Genomic DNA, 21,163 nt, shown 5'->3' with positions numbered 1-21,163 from the left:
CATTAAACTCCCCAGTCTTCTTCTTCAACCTCTTGTTTTTCCTCTTTTATTTCAATAATCTTACCTTCCACAGCATCGACAAAATATTCTTCAATTTCACCGTCAGATAATTTTACTCGTACTTCCCATGTTGGCAATAATACCTGTGTTTGCGTTAAATAGACAAGTGTTGAATAGCCCAGCTGCATATGCTCTATACGTGAATCTGGCTTTAAAAGCCCTTTTGCATATAATGCCTGAATAACCTGAATCGGCGGTAGCACACTTTCTTGTTGCTCCACTTCCTCAATATTATCAAGCATCGTTTGCTCATACATGGTTACTTCATTGTCCGCATTCCACTGTATTTTTAACAGACCACTCTTATTGTAATAGAGCATTCGATTATTTGTTTTTTGAAAGAAGATGGCTACACGTTCATCACGGTTGACCTTCCATAATCCGTAGGAACCACCTTCTTTTATATTTGCCTGTACAAACTCTGTGAAGCTTGCATCATCATTCACATTTCTCAATTTCACAGGACTTACTAAAATTACCCGCGCCTCTTTTGGATCGGTAATATTTGCTTGATGATTTGGATCGGTAAAATCAGCAGCCGTAAAAGTGTGGACTTTACCTGAAATATACGTAGCTGATTCGACGCCACTCGGCAGAACACCATACGTAATATTGTCCTCTTTCAAACGAGCATCTGTCGTTTTCTCCCCTGGAACCTCAACACTTTGTGCCTCATTGTAACGATTCACATACAATGAGTATAAGAAAATATTTAAAATTAAAAAGACAACGATAAAAATGGATTTCGTTCTATTCCAATCCATTTTTTACACCCCCAAGCATTTCAGGTGTCAGTAAAATCCATGAACCATTACGGATGATAAACCAGCTCGGCTCTAACGTAAATAATTTTAGATTTTCATCTTGCGTTAAATAATATCCAACTGCAATTTCATCGACGTCTGATAATACAATATTATTTAGCTTATGAATTTTTTCAACTATTTCGGCTCCAGATGGCAGTTCTTTAATCTCTTTTTCCGATATGTCTAATGAAAAGTAAGGTCGTTTATAACGGAAAATGCGGTTATCTCCCCATACCGTTGAAATACGAGTTGTTGCTTGATCACTATAAACAGGGAACCCTTGTAAATAAAGCTGATAATCTATTTGATTTTTACTCGGGTTGCTTGATACATATCGGTAATCCGCTGTGAAGCCCCCATGTTCATTAATAAATTCAAAGCTATCCTTAAAGAGCTTCGATGGCTCTATTCGAACATTGCTTTCTGCAGCTGGATATACGTATGTTAATGATTTAAACCTTGTATCGACAGTCATAAGAGATAATCCATCTGTATATTTTTCAAATGTCGCACTTTCAACATTGCGTTGTACAACATTTGGCTCTGAGAATAAGACATTTTTAAATAGTGCTGGTGATAGTTCATTCATATAATACGTATATTTTACAGACTCTATTTTATCGCTAGGAACGTAAAGGGAAGTATAGCCATCACGCTCTACCTCTTTATACGCACTTTGCAGTTTTGACGGTTCAATAATATCTTTAGCAAATTCATTGGCATTTGTAATACTTACATGTGAGCGTAACAGTGATTTATTAGAGCTACTAACGAAATACATCTGTACTTCTTTATTTGAGTAATTGGTCCAATCTATAATAATACGATTGAAAGTTGTCTCTGGTAACTCTTTTTCGTCAAAGTTAAAAATCGTACTTAGCTCTGAAAAAGGTATTTCTCCAGGGAAAAACACAGTCATACGATCATTAGCACGTATCATCTCATTGATGTATGTTGGAGAAATATTATTATTCACTCGAACAAGGTCAAGAATGTTCCAGCCATCAAAGATATTCATAATATCTTTCATTGTGCCGTTCGATACTGTACCTGTTAATTCATCATCACTGCTATAAATTGCTTTATATGGCTTTATGACGTCTTCCACTTTCTTTTGTGTGCCAATTAAAATTTCCTTGCCCTCTGTTTGCTCAATTACTTTGTAATCAGGGGTATAGGTCCAAATAATGAAGGTTAACACAACACTTAGCATGACGAGTAGAAATAAAACAATGGATTTAACCGGTTCTATATATTTCATCCCCACTCACCTGCCTCGTCAAAATCATCTAATTCAAATGGTAGTGTAAAGAAGACTGTTGTACCATATCCCTCTTCACTCTCAGCCCAAATCTTCCCACCATGCGCTTCAATCATTTCCCGTGCAATGGCTAATCCAAGGCCTGTACCACCCATAGAGCGTGCTCGCGCGCGATCGACTCTATAAAAACGATCAAAAATACGACCTACATTTTCTTTTGGAATACCCATTCCATCATCTGAAATCATTACCTTGAGCAAATTTCCTTGTACAGTAAACCCAAAACGGACATAACCGCCATCAGGAGAATATTTAATGGCATTCGAAATAACATTATCAATTACTTGCGTCACCTTATCCGTATCAATTTCAACGTAATACGATGTCTCCGGAAGTAATCGTTCAAATGTTACATTTTCTGATTTAGACATTTCAAAGCGATCGATAATTCGATTAAAGAATGAATTAAATAACACAATATCCTTATTTAATTTATAATTACTACTATCCATTCGTGATAATTGTAGTAGGTCATTCACTAAACGAATCATACGCTCCGTTTCCGTTTGAGTCACGTTTAAAAATGTTGGTGCAATATTGTCATCCTTCCATGCACCATCCATTAATGCCTCCAAATAACTACGCATCGTTGTTAATGGTGTACGAAGCTCATGTGATACATTCGATACAAATTCTCTACGCTCCATTTCAATCTTTTCCTGCTCTGTAATATCATGAAGGACCGTAATTAAACCATTAATAAACCCTGTTTCTTTTTGAATAACCGAAAAATTGGCACGTAAAATATAGGGAGCCTCTGACGTACTAAAATCCAAGTTGATTGCATCATTCATATGGATTAAATCCTCAAAGCTATGTTCCTGATCAATTCCTAAAACGGATGCGATTGGACGTCCTAACGTAATATCTCTTGAAATATGCAATAACTCTAATGCTGGATCATTAATAAGGATAATACGTCCTTTGCGATCTGTTGCAATAACGCCATCGGTCATATTACTAAGAACAGAATCGAGTTTTCGCCGTTCCGCCTCTGTCGTGGATTGAGACTCTTGCAACCGATTGGTTAGATGGTTAAAGGTAGTGGCAAGTTGCCCAATCTCATCTGTTCCATAAACCCGTACTTTGCGAGAAAAGTTTCCTTTCGCCATTGCTTGCGCTTGTTTACGCATATCAGCAATAGGTTGTGTAATTGTACGTGCCACTAATATTCCTAAGAAAATAGTAACTACTAACGATACGGCTGTACCACCTAGGAAAATACGGTTAATATCACTCATCTGTTCAAAAACAGACTCGATGTTTGCTTCAATATAAAGCACCCCGATAATTTCATCGTCAGGGCCTGCTCCATCACGGATTGGCGTTGCTAACACCCATACTCGGTTTCTTGTTTTATTATCAAGTTTTATAATATCAAATAATGTTTCTGCCGATATTGCTCGCCGGACAAGGTCTGTATTCGAACGCTGTCCTATTAAACTTTGATTATCTACTTCTGAAGTTGCAAGTATACGCTGTCTACTATCAATTACGCGAATTTCTAAAATATCACCTGTCGATACATCCTTCAATCCTGTTGAAAATTCCTTTACGATGGATTTCAGGCTTTCCTCAATTGAAGGCATACTTTCATCGCGTTCTTTCAAAATTTCTTCACGAATGCTATATTGCATCAAATCTACACGCTGAAAAATAGACTCTTGAAAATTACTTTTCAAATTCCGCTCTAATTCCTTTGCGAAATAGATACCTATAATTTGTAATGCTAACATGATCAACAAAATATAAATTAATACAAGCTTGACATGAATTGATTTAAAGAAGCTTACTTTTTGCATTTCCTTTACTCCTGTTCAGGATTTCGTAAATAATACCCTACACCACGTCGAGTGACAATCCATGCCGGATGACTTGGATTATCCTCTATTTTTTCACGAAGTCGACGAATCGTTACATCGACTGTACGTACGTCACCAAAATAATCGTAGCCCCATACTGTTTGTAAAAGATGCTCACGAGTCATCACTTGACCAATATGTTTACCTAAATAATGTAGCAATTCAAACTCTCGATGTGTTAGCTCAATTGCTTCATCACGCTTCATCACTTGATAAGCGTCAGGCTGAATAACAAGAGATCCTACTACAATTTCATTTGATGCTTCTTCTTCTTCCTCAGCTGCAGGAGCTACTACTTGAAGGCGACGCATATTAGCCTTTACACGTGCAATAAGTTCACGCGTACTAAATGGTTTCGTTACATAATCATCCGCGCCCATTTCTAAGCCCAACACCTTATCAATCTCTGAACCTTTAGCTGTTAGCATAATAATAGGGAAATCATATTTTTTTCGGATTTCTCTACAAACTTCCATACCATCTCTTTTTGGTAGCATTATATCTAATAGCATTAAATCTGGTTGCTCTTCCTCAACTTTTTCTAATGCTTCATCTCCATCATAAGCACAAATTACTTTGTAGCCTTCTTTAATTAAATTAAACTGTAAAATATCTGCGATTGGTTTCTCATCGTCAACAACTAAAATTGTTTTGCTCATACATTCTCTCCCTTTCGCCATTCATCTATTCTAAACAATGTGTATTTATAAAGTTACTACTCTTAACTCTAACATGCTTTTTGCTTCCATGCATTATTCATGTCCAGTTTCCCTATTTCGACAATTATTTCTCGGGAAATAACTTAACTTTTATGCTTACTATACAAAAAGGCAGCCCACTATTTGGACTGCCATTTACAAAAGATCAATTACGCCTCAGCGTATTTGTATCCAGATTGGAGCTATTTAAAAAGCTCTTCTAAAAATCTGCGACATCCGCTAGGGCCTTTAACTTGATACAGCTTGGGGTTTAATCCCCACTGAATTCAATGCATCTCTGGCATCCCCACTTATAGAAGTGAAGGATGTTTGCTGAAGCAATTTAATTACTGACCTACATATGATAATGGATTGACAAGCTCTCCATTTTTCTCAACTTCAAAGTGCAAATGTGTACCTGTTGAATTCCCTGTAGAGCCCATAATCCCAATAACAGAACCTTTTTCAACTACTTGTCCAACGCTAACTTTTATAGAAGATAAATGTCCATAAAGCGTCGTATAGCCATTTTTATGATTAATAACAATGCGATTACCATAGCTGCCAGAAACACCAGCCGCTACAACTACACCATTATCTGAAGCTAGTATATTGTAGTTACTAGGACGAGCAATATCAATCCCACGATGGTTGGCACCCCAACGTTGCCCCATTCCACTTGAAATATAGCCCCCTACTGTTGGCCAAGAAAACTCTCCCGTCCCACGAGACGAGATAACTTTTGTTCCTACAACTTCAATTTGATCTACTGGCTGTTGTAGGACTTTTTCTTCTAAAGCTACTTTTGATGTTTTTGTTCCATTTTCAGCGGTGATTAGGTAAGAGGTTTCTTTTTTGCCATTAACACCCTGCTGTTTTACAACTGTTTCACCTTTATACATCGTAGGGTCTTCTTCAGTTATTTTTTTAAATGGAATGGTATCTGTAATTTTCTTTTCTTGTTTTACTTCTATCGCTACAAATGGTTTTGCAACTGTAACATTTAATGCTTGTCCAATTTGTAATACTGTATCAACTGTAAGCCCAGGATTTAATGTAATTAATTCAGCCGTTGTTAAGTCATGTTTTTTAGCGACTGCTCCTAATACATCACCTGATTGAATTTTATATTCCTCTTGCTTAAGGGAGCCTGTCATTAAATACTTGACAGCCTCTTCAGGTGATACAACAGCATTTGGAGCTACCTTTTGTGTTACACCAGAAATACCTTGTTTAAACGATATATTTAAAAGGCGTGATTCACCAGACTGTAAAGCTGGTAAATTATTTATAGATTGCTGGTTAGCAAGCGAGTCTAACTCTTGTTGTGAAACATATTGAAGCTTTAACATACGAATTGTTTCTTCGTAGGCATCCGCATCTTTTAAATAGGCGATTGGCTTATTATCTACTAATAATGCAAAGGCAGGCGATTGAGCTACTAATGATTGCTCAAGCTTCGCTAAAGTTTCTGCATCCTTTGTTTCATTACTAAACACTTGCTCTGGTATTATTTTCACCGCTGAGTTAGCATCAATTAATAAGTCTTTGTACTGATTACTTGCTTGTTGTTCTTTTGAAGCAATAATTTCATGAACAGCTTTGTCATCAGATACAGCACCCATATATTCATTATCTACATAGACATGATAGATTTTATTTAATGCTTCTTTATGATTATTTTCTTTTGTAAAGCCCACGTTTATTGCGAAACTTGCCATTAAAACTGCAATAATTGATACTTTTTTAAAAGAAGAAAAATTGTAGGTGAATCGATTGCTTCCTTCTTTTTTATTCCAAGACGAACTCATTCAATAAAGCCCCTTCCAACTTTAACCTAACATAGGTTTAATTACCCACAAAGAATTTTGCACCACTATAATGTACCATAAAGAAAATGTTGTTTGAATAATTTATCCTTTTTGTAATGAAAATGTATTATTTCTCTACTAATTGTTACATAATCCCTATAATTTACAGCACACATTTTCACTCCTATTTTTTCAAAATTAATAAATATTATCCTTTTTATTTTATTTCAAAACAGAATTTGAACTTATTACTTTTTAGTTTTTAAATATTTCGATAAAATAGAGTAAGAGACTAGTTGATTGGAGCGATTGAATTGAGTGATTCACAGACCTCATTGAAGGTAGCGAAAGCAAAGCAACAAAAAAAGAATACAGTGCGGAAAATTACCACCAGAACTATTATGGTTGCAATAGGTGCTATCATTATGGCAGTAGGGCTTGAGCTATTTTTAGTACCCAACCATATTATGGATGGTGGCATCGTTGGTGTTTCCATTATCGCCTCGCATTTATTAAGCTTACCCCTAGGCATATTCATCTTCGTTTTAAACTTACCTTTTATCTTTTTAGGATATAAACAAATCGGTAAAACATTTGCACTTTCTACAGGGCTCGGCATTACCGTGCTCTCTGTAACAACAATCTTCTTACATAATCTTCAACCATTTACAACAGACACGTTACTCGCCACAGTTTTCGGTGGTATCATTTTGGGCATTGGTGTTGGTATCGTTATACGTTATGGTGGTTCTTTAGATGGTACAGAAATTTTAGCCATTTTATTTAACCGAAAATCCCCCTTCTCGGTCGGAGAAATTATTATGTTTTTTAATCTTCTTATTTTTACAATTGCAGGTTTTGTATTTACGTGGGAGCAGGCAATGTACTCCATCATGGCCTATTATATAGCCTACAAAATGATCGATATTGTGATACAAGGGATGGAAGAATCAAAATCTGTTTATATTATTAGCGATGAAATTGATGAAATTGGGCAAACAATTATGGATCGACTTGGTCGTGGGGTTACTTTTCTACATGGTGAAGGGGCCTATACTGGGAACGACAAAAAAGTTATTTTTACAGTCATTACGCGATTAGAAGAATCAAAATTAAAATCGATTGTCGCAGAAATTGACGACCATGCATTCCTTGCAATAGGGAATATTGCAGAAGTAAAAGGTGGTCGCTTCAAGAAGAAGGACATTCACTAAAAAGAGTAGTTTGGACAAAAGAGAAAAGGTGTTAGATTGATTACAATCAATCTAACACCTTTTGGCTTTGCCGTTGATGTCCGCTACGGCGGTTGCTTTCCGCGGGCACATCGTAAGCCGCAACCGTCGCTGTCGCGCCGCCTGTTACGTCTTACGTCCTATGCTGTTCCCGCAGGAGTCACCGACTCCGCTACCATCAACTAGTGCTCTCTTCTAATTTTTCATTTATTACTATAGCAAGTATAACTAAGGTTTCATACATTTTAAATTGTGGGAAATTACGAACACCTTTGTCCCTCTTTTTATACTTCCCAAATATCTACTAACACATTTGTTTGTTCACGACCAGGGCCGACAGAGAAAGTAGCAATTTGAATGCCAGTTAATTCACTTACACGTTCAACGTAACGGCGTGCGTTCTCTGGTAGCTCTTCTAATGTTCGGCAGCCTGTAATATCTTCTGACCAGCCTGGAAGCTCTTCATAGATAGGTACACATTGTTCAATTATATGAAGATTCGCTGGGTACTCCGTAATTGTTTCATCTTTATATTTATAAGCGGTACAGATTTTTACTGTCTCTAAGCCAGATAAAACATCAATTGAATTAAGTGATAGATGTGTAATACCACTTACACGACGTGAATGGCGAACTACAACCGTATCAAACCAGCCTACACGACGAGGGCGTCCAGTCGTTGTACCGTATTCGCGACCCACTTCACGGATTTGTTGACCAACATCATCAAATAATTCAGTTGGGAACGGGCCATCTCCTACACGTGAAGTATAGGCTTTACATACACCAATAACACTTGATACTTTAGATGGGCCAATACCTGCACCAATCGCTACACCACCAGCAACAGGGTTTGAAGAAGTAACAAATGGATAAGTCCCTTGATCGACATCAAGTAAAATACCTTGTGCGCCTTCAAATAATACTTTACCACCCTCATCTAACACATCATTTAAAATTTTTGAAGTATCAGTAACATATTTTGCGATTTCTTGTCCATAACCATAAAATTCTTCGAAAATTTCTTCGAATGTTACACCTTCAACTTCATAAAACTTCTCAAACAATTTATTTTTAATTGCTAAATTATGACGTAGTTTTTCTTCAAAAACTTCTTTATCTAATAAATCAGCCATGCGGATACCGATACGTGCAACTTTATCTTGATAACAAGGACCGATTCCTTTACACGTTGTACCGATTTTATTATCGCCACGGCTTTCCTCATCTGCGATATCTTGTTTAATATGATATGGCAAAATGACATGGGCACGATTTGAAATACGAAGATTATCCGTATTAATGCCTCGCTCTTGAAGTCCTTTTAGCTCTGTTACAAGCGACTTCGGATTAATAACCATCCCATTTCCCATTACAGAAGTTTTTTCTTTGTAGAAAATACCTGATGGGATTAAATGGAGTTTATATGTTTCACCATCAATTTTAATGGTATGTCCTGCATTATCGCCACCTGCAAAGCGAGCGATTGCATCTGCCTTTTGTGAAAGAAAATCTGTAATTTTACCTTTTCCTTCGTCTCCCCACTGTGTTCCTACAACTACAACTGATGTCATAATCAGCACCTCCGTTAGATACGTATTGTATCTCATTAATCAAGCCGTAAATTATTGTAACAATGATAGAAACGACTCGTCAACAAAAAACAGTTAAAAACACGAACATAAAATCAATTACTATGATTTAACGTTCGTGTTTAATGACGGAATGGTATGAATATTATCTCTTTTTTAGATAAATATTACTAATCGCGTGGAGGTGGTGGTGGCATTTGTGACCAATCCACGTTTATAAATTTATTGAATTCCTTTTTAAAAGCAAGTGTAACTGTTCCAGTTGGACCGTTACGTTGTTTAGCAATTATAATTTCAATCATATTTTTACTCTCGGACTCTTTATCGTAATAATCATCACGATATAAGAAGGCAACAATATCGGCATCCTGCTCAATACTTCCTGATTCACGTAAGTCACTCATCATTGGTCGCTTATCCTGACGTTGTTCCACGCCACGTGAAAGCTGTGATAATGCAATAACTGGTACCTTTAATTCACGCGCTAATTGTTTTAACGAACGTGAGATTTCTGATACTTCTTGTTGACGGTTTTCACCTGGCTTACCACTACCTTGAATAAGCTGTAAGTAATCGATTAGAATCATTCCAAGTCCATGCTCTTGTGCTAAACGTCTACACTTTGCTCGAATTTCATTGATACGTACACCTGGTGTGTCATCAATAAAAATACCCGAATTCGATAAACTTCCCATTGCCATCGTTAGTTTACCCCAATCTTCGGTTGTTAAAGCACCTGTACGTAAAACTTGTGCATCAATATTTCCTTCAGCACATAGCATACGCATGATTAGTTGCTCTGCACCCATCTCTAATGAGAAGATGGCAACATTTTCACGTGCTTGTACAGCAACACTCTGGGCAACATTTAGCGCAAAAGCTGTTTTCCCTACAGAAGGTCGTGCCGCGACTATAATTAAGTCATTGCGTTGGAAGCCAGCTGTAATATGGTCTAAATCACGGAACCCTGTTGGAATACCCGTTACATCACCTTTACGTGATTGAAGCTGTTCAATATTATCGAATGTCTCTACTAAAACGTCTTTTACATGTTTAAAGTCGCCAGCATTTTTGCGGTTGGCGACCTCCATCATTTTCTTCTCTGCCTCGCCAAGTAATGCCTCTACCTCATCCTCACGTGTGTAGCCATCTTCTACAATTTTTGTAGCTACACGGATTAAACGACGTAAGAGCGCTTTTTCCTCAACGATTTTCGCATAGTGAGCAACGTTTGCTGCCGTAGGGACAGCATTGGCGAGCTCTAGTAAATACGATAGCCCGCCAACATCCTCAATCTCTTTTTTTGCTGATAATTCCTCAGTAACTGTTACAACATCTATCGCTTTTCCTAAATCACTTAAACGCAGCATCGTTTCAAAAATCTTCTTATGTGCGTTTTGGTAAAAATCATCGGCTAGTAATATTTCTGATGCCGTGATTAGTGCCTGTGGTTCTAGAAAAATCGCACCGATAACCGATTGCTCCGCTTCCCGGTTATGCGGTGGAACGCGGTCTATCATCGGTTCGTTCATGGATAGTCGCCCCTTATTCTTCCGTTACTTGTACTTTTAATGTTGCTGATACTTCGTGATGTAGTTTTACAGGTACATTTGTAAAGCCTAGTGCACGGATTCCATCAGGTAAAGTCATTTTACGTTTATCGATTTTAATGCCATGTACTTTTTGAAGTGCTTCAGCAATTTGTTTTGTAGAAACTGAACCAAATAGGCGACCGCCATCACCTGATTTCGCTTTTAGCTCAACAGTTAATGCTTCTAGTTTATCTTTTAATGCTTTTGCTTCAGCTAATTCTGCCGCTGCATTTTTTTGTTCTAATTTCTTTTGACCTTCTAATTGGCTCATTGCTTGAGCATTCGCTTCTGCAGCATAACCATTTTTAATTAGGAAGTTTTGTGCATAGCCATCTGCTACATTTTTAACTTCCCCTTTTTTTCCTTTACCTTTAACATCTTTTAAAAATACTACTTTCATAATTCAGAACTCCCTTCGAGTACCTCATATATGGCCTCTTCTAAATGTTTTTTTACTTCATCAATGGAAAGTGCATCTATTTGGCAAGCTGCATTTGTTAAATGCCCGCCACCTCCAAGCCTTTCCATAATGAGCTGTACGTTTACTTCTCCTAGCGACCTTGCACTAATACCGATTTTGCCATCAGCACGATGCGCAATGACGAACGATGCGTTAACGTCTTTCATCGTTAGTAAAATATCAGCCGTTTGTGCGATTAATACGGAATCATAAATTTTCGCCTCTTCACCGACAGCTACAGCAATGCCCGGCTTTACGAATTTTACCGTTTGCACAATTTTTGAACGTTCGATGTACGTAATGATGTCTTCTTTTAATAGTCTTTGTACTAAAACTGTATCGGCACCATTTGTTCGTAAATATGAAGCTGCCTCAAAAGTACGTGCACCTGTACGAAGTGTAAAACTTTTTGTATCAACAATTATCCCCGCTAATAATGCTGTCGCCTCTAACATATTAATTTTTGCTCGCTTTGGCTGATACTCTAGCAACTCAGTTACAAGCTCTGCTGTGGACGAAGCATAAGGCTCCATATAAACGAGTGTTGGATTTTCAATAAAGTCTTCGCTACGACGATGATGGTCGATAACTACTACCTTTTCGGCAAGCTTTAATAAGTATGGATCGATTACTAAATCAGGCTTATGTGTATCCACAATAATGAGTAAGGACTTTTCAGTCATTTTCGCTGCAACTTCTTCAGGCGTTAAGAAATGCTCATAGAAGTCCGATTTACTTTCAATTTCATGCATTAAACGTGTTACACTTCCGTTTAATTCATCGAAATTAATAACAACATAGCCCTTTACATCATTCATTTGTGCCATTTTGCGGACCCCGACAGATGCGCCTATAGAGTCCATATCAGGGTTTTTATGTCCCATTACAAACACCTGGTCACTGTCTTGTATTAAGTCACGTAATGCATGTGAGATAACACGAGCTCTTACACGAGTACGTTTTTCTACAGGGTTGGTTTTACCACCGTAAAATTTAAGCTTTCCAGTAGGCTGCTTGATGGCTACCTGATCCCCACCTCGACCTAATACAAGGTCCAAGCTTGATTGGGCTAACTCACCAAGCTCCACTAATGAAGAAGAACCTGCTCCAACGCCAATACTAAGCGTTAAGGAAAGATTTTTTTGTGCTGTCTTTTCACGGATTGTATCTAAAATAGCAAATTTCTTCTTTTCTAGTTCCGTTAAAATTGACTCATTTAAAACCGCTAAAAAACGGTCCGATGAAATTCTTTTTACAAAAATACCATGCTCCGCTGCCCAGTCGTTGACAATGGATGTTACCATCGTATTTGTTAAGCTACGTGGTTGATCGTCCATTGCTTGCGTAATTTCATCATAGTTATCAACAAATAAAATAGCAATGACTGTGCGATCTGCGAAATATTGCTTTTCAATAGCAATTTGTTCAGTAATATCGAAGAAGTATAGCAAACGCTCTTCTTCTTTGTAAAAGACACGATATTTCCGATCACGAAGTGTAATCGTAGCTTCCTTTGTCTCCTCGGTCTTCATCAGTACATAGATATCGTCGGATATATTAACGATCCCCTCACCCACTAATGCCTCATTGTCTAACACATTTTGCATATATGGATTGGACCATTCTATTTCATATTCCTCATTCACCAGCAAAATCCCAATTGGCATTTCTAGTAATGCCTCTTCTCCAACCTTTTTCATACGGAAGGAAATGGATTCAATATGCTTTTCTGTCTCTTCAAAAGTAGCTTTTTCAATTTTCCATGTATAGGCCATTAATATAGCGAAGCCTATTCCATAGCCAATACCAATCCCAAAATTCCATATACATAGAAGCATAAACGTCACAATGCCAAAAATGGAAAGAACAAAAAGCGGATAGCGGATTGGTCGTCTTCTAAAAGTCCCCATTACATCAGCCCCTTATTCCTTAGTCTTCCCTTTCACAAGTGAACGCACGTCGAAACCTAAATCGATAATACCGAGTAAAATAATGAATGAAGCAAGTGGAATGGCTAAAACAGTAGCAATCCATTTTACAACGCTCGGCATTCCTTTCGTCGCAATGAAATAATGTATAAATGATATCCCTTGAAGGATTAATAAAAGCCACAAAATATAAGACACATTTAATACGATAACATCTAGCATAGAGCCTGATTCTGGACGTATAAATAGATTAATACACAATATAATCATGTAGTACCATAACACAGAGCGTGGAAGTCGCATATTTTCAAACGGTGAGAATTTAGGAACTTTTAAACCTAATCGTTTTAAAATTGGTAAATTCAGTGTAATTACAATAAAAGCTATTGAAAATGCTAAGATTGTCACCGTCGAAGGTATTGTTAGCTCAATAGTTTTAAGCATAACCTCCATTTGTTCAGGTTGTATTGCAACTTGACCCGTTACACTTTTAGCAAGCTCATTCGATTGCTCATAACTGTCCCGAGCAAGATCCAAACTCATTTCAATCACGTTAATTCCCGCTAATTGCACATAGGCTAGATACACAAGTGCTGACGATAAAAGTACCGCGATACCTGATGACATTAATAAATAAAGTTTGCTCTTCTTCAATTGAATTCCATTACCTATGACTACTCCAAGCAACGCCATAATAAAGGCAAATGGTAGCATAAATAGTCCACTCGTTAAAACTGTTAAAATACAGCCAACAACTGCAACGAGTATTGATGAGGAACGCTTGTAACTTGCGCTATACCAAGCAATCGGTAATGGAGTAAATAATAAGGCTACCATAGAAATGATTGGTACATACGCTGAAGCAATCATTAAGATTGTAAAAATTGCAACCATCATCGAGCCTTGTACAAGCGCCTTTGTTTGATTATTCGGCATTGAAAACCTTCCTTTTTGTCAGTCAAACTTACTAAACTTTATTGTACCATTTTTTCACCTTATTGAACAAAAAACGCTAAGAACGTCTGTATGCTTTATGATAAATTGATGTCAAAAGTAAAGTTTCATAATCAAAAAAGGTAATCGCATGCCATTTTACTGTCACGGATAAAAGCAAAATAAAGAAGAGTCCGGTGCAATACCGAACTCAAAATACTAAAATTCAATGGTTAATGGCTATTTAGCAACGTTTGGGAGTTCAAAAAAATCCCTTCAGAATGCATTCTATATTCTTTATCAACATATTGAGAACTTAAGTGACTATGAGTAGCCATAATGATAGTTGTTTCATTCTCGCATAGCCTTTTAAAAAGGTTAAATACTAACATCGTGGTATCGTCATCCAGTGACCCTGTGGGTTCATCTGCTATTAACAATTTAGGCTTTTTAATTAATGCTCGGATGACCCCTACCCGTTGTCTTTCTCCCCCAGATAACTTTTCAATTTTCTTATCAAGTAAATGATTAATTTTTAAATAGGCACTCAGCTCATCGCTAAACGCCATGATTTGCTGTTTATCATATTTACCTAATAATAATGGTGCTACTATATTTTCCCTAACTGTCAGGTTACGTATCATTGGATTATATTGTGAAATGTATCCGATTTGACTGCCTCTTATATTCGAAAGTTCATTAAGATTTTGCTCATGCATTTTTATACTATCCATAACATACTGACCACTATCTGCTTTTTCAAGTCCAGCTAATATATTTAGAAGCGTGCTTTTACCGATACCGCTTGGCCCTTTTATAGAGATGAATTGATTGTCGGCAACTTCTAAATTAATGTTGGTCAATATCGTTTTTTCTTTATACGCTTTTACTATGTTAACTAATGATATAAAGTTTATAATTTTAATCACCCTTTAACTTTTCAATGACATTCGTTGTTGCTAATAAGTTATTCACTAACATGTAAACAACGACATTGAATAACAACCAAACCAAGAACCCCGCAATTATTAAAATGGATATAATCGAAATGTCTTGCATGAATAGAACGGTGCACAACAATGCTAATCCTATACTCATGCCATTGAGGATTGAAAATTCAAGTTGTATATTTTTTTTGATTTTATGATTTGCAACCCCACTCATAATGAACACTAAATACGTATCAAATTGTCTTTTTATAAAGCTTTTCACGAACAAATAGAAAGCACACAAAATAAAAATAAATACAACGCCCGATATTGTAAAAATAAGTGTTTGATTGGCATCAATCATTTTATATAAGAGATCAACTGATAGCGAATTCGCGCCAATAATTTGATAATCAGTAAAATTCGTCGCTTTTTCTATCTTTCCAATTTCCTTTCTTACTTCAAGCGCGTTTAAGTTGGTCATTAAATAACCACCCATTTTACTTAAAAGAAGTGCCCTAAAGAATACTTCATCTACCTCCGTTTTTCGTAACAATTCAGAAGGCTGTTCAGAAAGCGACATGGAAGGTAATAGAATATAACGATTGAGTACTTTCTGCGGTTCATTATTAATGAAAATAAATGAATTTTCCTTTGCAAAGCCTACTACTCGCCCAATAAATTTTTCAGAATAATAATGAATCTCTAATTGGTCTTGCAACTTATAGTAAGGACGATAGTCAGAGCCAAGAATAACAGGTATTTCATTTCTTCCTGCTACGTAGACATAAGAGGAATCATCAAATGGCTGTCCTTCCATCAGTTCAACGACATTATAATCAAATACGGATTTAGTCACTTGTATCGATTTAGTGGTTTGATATAACTCACCTTCGTACTCGAAAATATTATTAAAGCCACTTTCATAATAGGCGGAGAACTTCTCATCAGGGGGATATTGTTTTAGGCCTATTGGCTGCGATACGGCATTATAAAAGACAACTTTACTATTTTTAAATACCCGATTATTAAAATCATTGAGTATATCGTAGTTTTTTACATCTTTGAAAAATTCAATTTCCCTTTCACCTATTAAATCATCCGAAATCTGATAGATGTTGTAGTTATGAAATTTACTTGCTGAACGTATTTCTATTTTGGAAATATTTATATTTACTAAGAGAACAAATAAAACGAGAGAAAATATAAATGAAAGTAGCACAGTTAACAACGTAAACAATTTTTTATTTTTCAATAAAAGTCTAGTTGTATTCAAAACGATCTTACTCCTTTTTTAATCAAGGACTTTGTTACAAGTAGACAGGCGAAAAAATATCCTATAAATGTTATGAACATATAGAAAACCGATACGTAGTACCAATGATTCCCCCAAATCGAAGTGATGTGGTTAATCGCTAATAATAATATAGATTCCAATAACATTATCAGGAATAGCATAATGAAGTCTGATTTAAAAACTTTAACAAATATGATTTGCAATTTCCCGCCTGCTAAATACAATATTTGAACAATTGATTTTTTCCTTTGAATTGAATAATGGACTGTAACAGCTTGAGTGATGATTACAAACAGTAAAGAAATGAGTAAGAACCCTTTCAAAAAAATATTTGACTTCAATATGGAAGTACCTCTATCCTCGTTTTCAAGAAGCTTATAACTCGTATTAGGAAACATTTTTTGCATTAATTTATGTGGATTTCCACTTTCCACATTGAGAATAAACTTTGTTCCATTTTGCAAGTTGATTTGTTGAGACTCTGATATATACCACGCCTCCCTATTCAAATAAGAGCCAGGTGTGTCAAATTGGCCAATAACGAGGCTTCTCATATTTTTTGAAAGGGCCCCTTCAGGAAAAACAGTACCTGTAATGATATAGTCTGTTGATAGTGGTTGTTTTTTATAGTTTATAGGTGGCAACTTTACCGATTTGTTAATATAGATATATTTTAATTTCGGATTGTCTAGTTTATATTGCATTAACAAATAGGGCTCTTCTAAGTCGATATCTAGAGAAGAGTCTTCAGTATTGATAATGAATTCAACAGCATTTTTATTGATATAGCCATTGTTAATCATATTGGTATAGCTAACAGAGTCCATACTATAAAGCAAGGCAGCGGCGCTAGCAAACAATAGTGAAGTTAGTAGCACAAATTTGCTGGATACTAAATATTTTTTCATAATGTTTATTCCTTCATTGCAAGAAAGAGATAATCAATTGATTATCTCTTCATGTATGTTATTTTCCATAGTACGTTTTCGCAACCCAGTCTAAGTCCCCAGGGTGCCAACCGCTAATTGCTTGTGTTGTACCGACAGCCCATTGACGCTTACTATCTGCTTCTGCACGACCCGAAATAGCCGATTCGTAACGAGCTCGAGAATAATGGTATACACCTGGCCATGTCGTGTCTGCAATGACTCGCTCAAAAACAGCTGAACCTCTTCTTGTATACTCTTTCGTTGCCCTATGTATCGGGTTACTAGTAGCAAATGAAGAAATATCGCTATTTTGTCGTACAGTAAAATAGCCCGTATCTTCACTCCAACCGCCATAAATCGTTGGGTCATCTAGTGTTACTGCAAGTGCTGAAGATAAAATTGTGCCGCTTAAACTTAATGTAAGTGCACCTACCAACATCCATTTTGTAGTTTTCAATGTAAACACCCCTTGATTTACAAAATAAATTTGATAATTTTTAATATTATAATAAATAGCGATATATTTATTTGTCAATATTCAAAATTTAAAAAAATTGATAGTTTTACACTAAAATATTTGAACAAGTATTGATGTAAATCTGCTACCGCTTCTCAATTTGTCCTGCAAAAGTAATCTCATTTTTCATTCAAAATAAAAAAGCACAACAAGGTATTAAACCTTGTTGTGCTTAGCAATCTTATTTATCTTCAGATACGAATGGAAGTAATCCCATAATACGAGAAACTTTGATAGCTGAAGTTAATTTACGTTGGTACTTAGCGCTAGTGCCAGTTACGCGACGTGGTAAGATTTTACCGCGCTCAGAAATGAATTTTTTAAGTAAATCCACATCTTTATAGTCGATATGCGTAATGTTATTAGATGTAAAATAGCAAACTTTACGGCGTTTGCGGCCTCCGCGACGTGGTGCCATAGTGATGTCTCCTCCTTATAAGTTTATAGTTTTTGTAGATTGAAGATTAGAATGGAAGATCGTCTTCGGATACTTCAATTGGTCCCTTGCTGTTAGCAAATGGATCTTCATCTACTCGTGTATAGTTCGGCTGATTCATTGGTGGTTGATTTTGCTGATAAGAAGCACCGCCGCCAAATGAACCTTGCTGAGGCATCGCGCCGCCATACTGTTGCTGTGGTTGACCACCGCCATATGACGGTTGGCTATTTGCGTAAGATTGTCCACCGTATTGGTTTGATGCAGGAGCACCTCCACCACTACGAGGCTCTAAAAACTGTACGCTATCTGCCACAACATCAGTTGTATATACACGCTTACCATCTTGTCCTTCATAGCTACCTGTTTGGATACGACCTTCTACTCCAATCAAACTTCCTTTTTTCATGAAGTTCGCTAAGTTTTCAGCCTGTTTACGCCAAGCAACGCAGCTAATGAAATCTGCTTCTTTTTCACCTTGTTGGTTTGAGAATGTACGATTTACAGCTACTGTAAATCGAGTAGACGCAATACCATTCGGTGTGTAGCGCAGCTCAGGGTCTTTTGTTAGTCTTCCAACTAATACGACACGATTTATCATCAGAATGCAACCTCCTTTTCAGCATTTTGTTTAAAATTATTTTGCTTCTTCACGCACTGCAATGTGACGAATGATATCTTCGCTGATGTTAGCAAGACGTGTGTATTCGTTGATTGCTTCTGAAGGAGCGTTTACTTTTACGATTTGGTAGTAACCTTCGCGGAAGTCTTGGATCTCGTAAGCTAAGCGGCGTTTGCCCCACTCTTTTGCTTCGATGACTTCAGCACCGTTAGAAGTTAAGATTTCGTTGAAACGTTCAACTAAAGCTTTCTTCGCTTCGTCTTCAATGTTCGGACGTACAATGTACATTAATTCGTATTTTCTCATCTGTTTACACCTCCTTATGGACTCAGGCTCTCCTGTTTACAGGGAGCAAGGAGTAAGCAATAAATATTACTCACATCAATGAATTGTAACACATTGGCATCTGTCTTTCAAGTCGCAATCAAATAATTCATTCGATATAATAAAGACAATAATTAATTTTATAAAGGAGAGCTATTTCTATGCCACCAGATCAAGAACCTAATGTAATTGAATTAGATATAAAAAAACTAATGATGGATAGTGCCGTTATCACTAGTGGTCTCTCTCTATTATTTATTGCCATACAATATATTTGTCTAAAAGATTTTCAATTTTCGTTATGGAGTATGCTAAGCGGAGTTGTCCTTTTTGTCATACTTTATATTGTGCTTATCATCTTGCATGAAGCTTTTCATTTAATAGGCTTTATGATTTTCGGCGGTGTGCCCTACAAGTCGTTAAAGTACGGTGTTAATTTAGAGCTTGGTATTGCCTATGCAACTACTGACCAGCTACTCCCTAATCACGCAATGAAAAAAGCGTTGCTATTACCATTTTGGACAACTGGTATTATTCCAACGATTGCAGGCTTTTACTTTAACAGTACTGTTTTATTACTTGCTGGTGCCTTTTTAATAGCAGGAGCAGTAGGAGATTTCGCCATGTATAAGGAATTACGCAAATATCCAAAAAAAGCCCTTGTACAGGACGATCCTCAGTTACCAAAGCTTTATGTTTATTCTCCACAGAAAAAGAAACTATCTCAAAAGTAATCACTTCTTTTCGATGTTTATGGCGTTAAAAATCCATGTTGTGCAGCTGTACATAAATTTCTCCAAATTCGATTAATAGTGGCTGTTTCAATAATAGCGTCCATTCCAAGACTACGAATGATATTATTTGCAATATCCACACAGACAGCTGCACTTTCCTTGCTCATTTGCGTAAATTGTTGTAATTCTTGCTCTGTCAATTCAACCCCAAGTTTATGTTGTTGCCAATAGTCTGTTAGCACAGCGTAAAATTGTTCTTCAACTTGTAAAAAGCGCTTTTTTTGCTGCATAAATAAAAATTGCAGTGCGCCTATACGTTCACTATAAGAGGATTTCTTATTTTTTTGCTCCATTAGGGAAAAAGCTTCATCTAAAAAATTCTCGGTAATTCCGAGACAGACACTTAAAAAAGAAGCTTCTGCAAAAGTAGCGAACGGAAAACTATGGACTACATTATGATATCTATTTTTACTAATGCCTAATTGGAATGTTTTATCGAACGGTATCCATACATCTTGGACACGAATTGTATGGCTTGCTGTAGCTTTTAAACCCATCGCTTGCCAATCATTTATGATTTCCACTTGCTCTCGACTTATCGCACAACTAATGATTTTATCTGTTACAATACCATCCTCTTTAATAAAGCAATTCATTGTAAAGGTTGTTGCATAGTCAGCACCACTACAAAACTTCCATTGCCCTGTTACTGTATAGCCCCCATCCTTTTTTACGGCCGTGCCGTTAGGATAGCCACTCCCCGCTATTACAGCATCACTTGGTGAAAAAATCTTTTCTCCTATTTCTTGATTTAACGTAGGAATAAATAGATTACCACCGGTTCCAATCGTCACAAGCCATCCAAAGTTTCCATCAATAGCAGACATACGCTGAAACACTTTTATCCCTTCTAGTAAGTCTAAATCTTTGCCACCTAATTCCTTTGCTATAAACAATTTAAACAATTGTTGCTCATAAATAACCTCTAATATATCTTGTGGCAACTTTCCTAACTGTTCGATTTCTAAAGCACGTTCTTTTATTTCTAATATGTTCATAATATCCCCCTGTGGAAATTGA

At 36.6% G+C, this 21,163-nt stretch carries 20 protein-coding genes; 2 read left to right on the top strand and 18 right to left on the bottom strand.

The features are described 5' to 3' along the window. Positions 1-2: 2 nt before the first annotated feature. From ACIP9C_RS16295 to ACIP9C_RS16275, 5 genes are all read right to left on the bottom strand, one after another. Complete coding sequence (locus tag ACIP9C_RS16295) at positions 3-824, bottom strand: two-component system regulatory protein YycI (protein WP_401012286.1); 822 nt, start codon at positions 822-824, stop codon at positions 3-5. Then, on the bottom strand, positions 811-2,127 hold the full coding sequence (locus ACIP9C_RS16290; RefSeq protein ID WP_401012284.1) for a YycH family regulatory protein: 1,317 nt from the start codon (positions 2,125-2,127) through the stop codon (positions 811-813). Before ACIP9C_RS16290 ends, ACIP9C_RS16295 begins: the two co-directional genes overlap by 14 nt. Beyond that, on the bottom strand, positions 2,124-3,989 hold the full coding sequence (walK, locus tag ACIP9C_RS16285) for a cell wall metabolism sensor histidine kinase WalK (protein WP_401012282.1): 1,866 nt from the start codon (positions 3,987-3,989) through the stop codon (positions 2,124-2,126). The genes ACIP9C_RS16290 and walK overlap by 4 nt, the downstream gene beginning before the upstream one ends. Before the next feature lie 5 nt (positions 3,990-3,994). Then, the gene (gene yycF, locus ACIP9C_RS16280) at positions 3,995-4,708 is read right to left on the bottom strand and encodes a response regulator YycF (protein ID WP_173479152.1); all 714 of its coding nucleotides are present in this window, start codon (positions 4,706-4,708) and stop codon (positions 3,995-3,997) included. Positions 4,709-5,094: 386 nt separating this feature from the next. Next, positions 5,095-6,558 carry a peptidoglycan DD-metalloendopeptidase family protein gene (locus tag ACIP9C_RS16275; protein WP_401012280.1) on the bottom strand — a complete coding sequence of 488 codons (1,464 nt, stop codon included), beginning with the start codon at positions 6,556-6,558 and terminating at the stop codon, positions 5,095-5,097. A gap of 296 nt (positions 6,559-6,854) precedes the next feature. Here ACIP9C_RS16275 and ACIP9C_RS16270 point away from each other — a divergent pair, with 296 nt between their 5' ends. Then, entirely contained in the window at positions 6,855-7,772 is a 918-nt protein-coding gene (locus ACIP9C_RS16270; protein WP_483869674.1) for a YitT family protein, read from the top strand. A gap of 302 nt (positions 7,773-8,074) precedes the next feature. On the opposite strand, the gene ACIP9C_RS16265 is transcribed toward ACIP9C_RS16270, so the two are convergent. From ACIP9C_RS16265 to rpsF, 12 genes are all read right to left on the bottom strand, one after another. Continuing rightward, on the bottom strand, positions 8,075-9,364 hold the full coding sequence (locus ACIP9C_RS16265) for an adenylosuccinate synthase (protein WP_401012278.1): 1,290 nt from the start codon (positions 9,362-9,364) through the stop codon (positions 8,075-8,077). Between the two features lie 188 nt (positions 9,365-9,552). Continuing rightward, a complete protein-coding gene (dnaB, locus tag ACIP9C_RS16260; protein ID WP_173479150.1) occupies positions 9,553-10,914 on the bottom strand; it encodes a replicative DNA helicase in 1,362 nt (453 codons plus the stop codon). 13 nt (positions 10,915-10,927) lie between these two features. Then, positions 10,928-11,374: a 50S ribosomal protein L9 gene (rplI, locus tag ACIP9C_RS16255; protein ID WP_401012276.1), complete on the bottom strand. Its 447-nt coding sequence runs from the start codon at positions 11,372-11,374 to the stop codon at positions 10,928-10,930. Further along, positions 11,371-13,344 (bottom strand): DHH family phosphoesterase, encoded by a 1,974-nt coding sequence (locus tag ACIP9C_RS16250; protein ID WP_401012274.1) that lies wholly within the window; start codon positions 13,342-13,344, stop codon positions 11,371-11,373. Before ACIP9C_RS16250 ends, rplI begins: the two co-directional genes overlap by 4 nt. A gap of 12 nt (positions 13,345-13,356) precedes the next feature. Then, positions 13,357-14,298: a YybS family protein gene (locus tag ACIP9C_RS16245; RefSeq protein WP_401012272.1), complete on the bottom strand. Its 942-nt coding sequence runs from the start codon at positions 14,296-14,298 to the stop codon at positions 13,357-13,359. A gap of 230 nt (positions 14,299-14,528) precedes the next feature. After that, entirely contained in the window at positions 14,529-15,224 is a 696-nt protein-coding gene (locus ACIP9C_RS16240) for an ABC transporter ATP-binding protein (RefSeq protein ID WP_401012271.1), read from the bottom strand. Beyond that, positions 15,217-16,500: a hypothetical protein gene (locus tag ACIP9C_RS16235; protein ID WP_401012269.1), complete on the bottom strand. Its 1,284-nt coding sequence runs from the start codon at positions 16,498-16,500 to the stop codon at positions 15,217-15,219. Before ACIP9C_RS16235 ends, ACIP9C_RS16240 begins: the two co-directional genes overlap by 8 nt. Beyond that, positions 16,497-17,429, bottom strand: coding sequence for a hypothetical protein (locus tag ACIP9C_RS16230; protein WP_401012267.1), 933 nt, complete (start codon positions 17,427-17,429; stop codon positions 16,497-16,499). The genes ACIP9C_RS16235 and ACIP9C_RS16230 overlap by 4 nt, the downstream gene beginning before the upstream one ends. A 58-nt stretch (positions 17,430-17,487) precedes the next feature. Continuing rightward, positions 17,488-17,907, bottom strand: a complete 420-nt coding sequence (locus ACIP9C_RS16225; protein ID WP_401012265.1) for a hypothetical protein — start codon at positions 17,905-17,907, stop codon at positions 17,488-17,490. Between the two features lie 241 nt (positions 17,908-18,148). Then, positions 18,149-18,385 carry a 30S ribosomal protein S18 gene (gene rpsR / locus ACIP9C_RS16220; RefSeq protein WP_024364646.1) on the bottom strand — a complete coding sequence of 79 codons (237 nt, stop codon included), beginning with the start codon at positions 18,383-18,385 and terminating at the stop codon, positions 18,149-18,151. A 46-nt stretch (positions 18,386-18,431) separates the two neighbouring features. Next, positions 18,432-19,004, bottom strand: a complete 573-nt coding sequence (gene ssb / locus ACIP9C_RS16215) for a single-stranded DNA-binding protein (RefSeq protein ID WP_024364645.1) — start codon at positions 19,002-19,004, stop codon at positions 18,432-18,434. 36 nt (positions 19,005-19,040) lie between these two features. After that, entirely contained in the window at positions 19,041-19,331 is a 291-nt protein-coding gene (gene rpsF, locus ACIP9C_RS16210) for a 30S ribosomal protein S6 (RefSeq protein WP_024364644.1), read from the bottom strand. Between the two features lie 179 nt (positions 19,332-19,510). Between rpsF and ACIP9C_RS16205 the strand changes: the two genes are divergently transcribed. Then, positions 19,511-20,083: a DUF3267 domain-containing protein gene (locus ACIP9C_RS16205; RefSeq protein WP_401012262.1), complete on the top strand. Its 573-nt coding sequence runs from the start codon at positions 19,511-19,513 to the stop codon at positions 20,081-20,083. Positions 20,084-20,100: 17 nt separating this feature from the next. On the opposite strand, the gene ACIP9C_RS16200 is transcribed toward ACIP9C_RS16205, so the two are convergent. Further along, entirely contained in the window at positions 20,101-21,141 is a 1,041-nt protein-coding gene (locus ACIP9C_RS16200; protein ID WP_401012260.1) for an acyl-CoA dehydrogenase family protein, read from the bottom strand. Positions 21,142-21,163 lie beyond the last annotated feature (22 nt).

Origin of the sequence: Lysinibacillus sp. NPDC093210 (genome assembly GCF_044753985.1) — a bacterium.
Classification (GTDB): Bacteria; Bacillota; Bacilli; order Bacillales_A; family Planococcaceae; genus Lysinibacillus.
The sequence above is the reverse complement of the archived record's forward strand: the minus strand, read 5'-3'. Positions and strand labels throughout refer to the sequence as shown.

Excerpts from the sequence above, each read along its gene's own strand:
- ACIP9C_RS16295 (WP_401012286.1), bottom strand. The coding sequence starts at position 824 with ATGGATTGGAATAGAACGAAATCCATTTTTATCGTTGTCTTTTTAATT.
- ACIP9C_RS16290 (WP_401012284.1), bottom strand. The coding sequence starts at position 2,127 with ATGAAATATATAGAACCGGTTAAATCCATTGTTTTATTTCTACTCGTC.
- walK (WP_401012282.1), bottom strand. The coding sequence starts at position 3,989 with ATGCAAAAAGTAAGCTTCTTTAAATCAATTCATGTCAAGCTTGTATTA.
- yycF (WP_173479152.1), bottom strand. The coding sequence starts at position 4,708 with ATGAGCAAAACAATTTTAGTTGTTGACGATGAGAAACCAATCGCAGAT.
- ACIP9C_RS16275 (WP_401012280.1), bottom strand. The coding sequence starts at position 6,558 with ATGAGTTCGTCTTGGAATAAAAAAGAAGGAAGCAATCGATTCACCTAC.
- ACIP9C_RS16265 (WP_401012278.1), bottom strand. The coding sequence starts at position 9,364 with ATGACATCAGTTGTAGTTGTAGGAACACAGTGGGGAGACGAAGGAAAA.
- dnaB (WP_173479150.1), bottom strand. The coding sequence starts at position 10,914 with ATGAACGAACCGATGATAGACCGCGTTCCACCGCATAACCGGGAAGCG.
- rplI (WP_401012276.1), bottom strand. The coding sequence starts at position 11,374 with ATGAAAGTAGTATTTTTAAAAGATGTTAAAGGTAAAGGAAAAAAAGGG.
- ACIP9C_RS16250 (WP_401012274.1), bottom strand. The coding sequence starts at position 13,344 with ATGGGGACTTTTAGAAGACGACCAATCCGCTATCCGCTTTTTGTTCTT.
- ACIP9C_RS16245 (WP_401012272.1), bottom strand. The coding sequence starts at position 14,298 with ATGCCGAATAATCAAACAAAGGCGCTTGTACAAGGCTCGATGATGGTT.
- ACIP9C_RS16230 (WP_401012267.1), bottom strand. The coding sequence starts at position 17,429 with ATGAAAAAATATTTAGTATCCAGCAAATTTGTGCTACTAACTTCACTA.
- rpsR (WP_024364646.1), bottom strand. The coding sequence starts at position 18,385 with ATGGCACCACGTCGCGGAGGCCGCAAACGCCGTAAAGTTTGCTATTTT.
- ssb (WP_024364645.1), bottom strand. The coding sequence starts at position 19,004 with ATGATAAATCGTGTCGTATTAGTTGGAAGACTAACAAAAGACCCTGAG.
- rpsF (WP_024364644.1), bottom strand. The coding sequence starts at position 19,331 with ATGAGAAAATACGAATTAATGTACATTGTACGTCCGAACATTGAAGAC.
- ACIP9C_RS16205 (WP_401012262.1), top strand. The coding sequence starts at position 19,511 with ATGCCACCAGATCAAGAACCTAATGTAATTGAATTAGATATAAAAAAA.
- ACIP9C_RS16200 (WP_401012260.1), bottom strand. The coding sequence starts at position 21,141 with ATGAACATATTAGAAATAAAAGAACGTGCTTTAGAAATCGAACAGTTA.